Source organism: Delftia acidovorans NBRC 14950, assembly GCF_001598795.1.
Lineage (GTDB): Bacteria > Pseudomonadota > Gammaproteobacteria > Burkholderiales > Burkholderiaceae_C > Comamonas > Comamonas acidovorans.
This window is the reverse complement of the sequence record NZ_BCZP01000079.1, coordinates 1-1,013: the sequence shown is the minus strand read 5'-3', so window position 1 is coordinate 1,013 and position 1,013 is coordinate 1. Positions and strand designations below refer to the sequence as shown.

At 65.4% G+C, this 1,013-nt stretch carries 1 protein-coding gene; it reads right to left on the bottom strand.

Annotated features, from left to right (window positions below; genetic code table 11):
- Positions 1 to 869, bottom strand: an 869-nt coding sequence (locus DA1_RS29325; RefSeq protein WP_062794208.1) for a N4-gp56 family major capsid protein, incomplete at its 3' end; no start/stop codon positions are given.
- Positions 870 to 1,013 lie beyond the last annotated feature (144 nt).

Below are 1,013 nucleotides of genomic sequence, written 5' to 3'. Positions count from 1 at the left end.
TGGGTGTTGTGGCGAATCACGTTGCGGTGCGAGTGCAGCACCACGTTGCGGTACATGCCCAGCGCGCTCTTGAACAGCGGCGACTTGAAGCCCACCGCAGCGGCTGCAGCCTTTTGCAGTTCCAGCCAGCCGCCCGTGCCGGTTTCCTTGCGCAGGTCGTCTTCCTGGAAGGTGTGCATGACCATGACGAACACTTCCTCGCCATCGACCACGCAGGGCTGCATGACGGGGATGTTGGTGGCGCCGCCGCCTTGGCTGTCTGCGCGCACGCGGGCACGGTCCACCACAGCCAGCGACATCTTGTCGGTGGCATCCAGGTTGGCCACCGCCGTGGCATCGCCGCCGAACAGGTGCTGGTTGGGCGTAGGCGCCGTCAGCGGGTTCTTGGCACGGCCCTGGTAGCCCAACGGCAGGATGAAGTTGGCATTGACGCCGCGCGAGCCCGACAGGTAGGTGAAGGTCAGCTCGTCCTGGAAGCGGCCCCACCAGTTGGCCTGCTGCTGCTTGGCGCGCATGCGCAGATCGTGCAGCGTGCGCTTGCGCGACATGCGGCCACCGGTGTTGACGCCGCCGCGCGCCTGGTCGATGTACAGCTCATCGGTGTAGAAACGCTGCCCTTCTTCCTTGCCCTCCAGCACATCGTCGCCCTCGACGGGCGCCATGCGCAGCTCGGCCAGCAGGTCATAGCTGACCAGGTCGCCGGCTTCGGATTCCAGATCCGTCAGCAGTTGGATTGGCGTCTTGGCGCCCTGGCCCACGGCCGCGAAGCGCTTGCCGAAGTACGAGGCTTGAGAGACATCGAGGGCCAGGTCGCCGGAAAAGCGCTTGACCGCGCGGGGGCTGTTCACGCCCACCACTGTTTTGCCCATAGGAGTGCTCCTGTGTGGTAGCGAGCACTCCAGCGCCCCGGTTGAAAAATAGTTCAGCCCTCAAGATGGCAGGCTTGGTACGGGCCGCGAGGCAGCTGCGATCTTTCGCACGCAGGTCTCGGGCTCCGCCGCGATCACCATGCG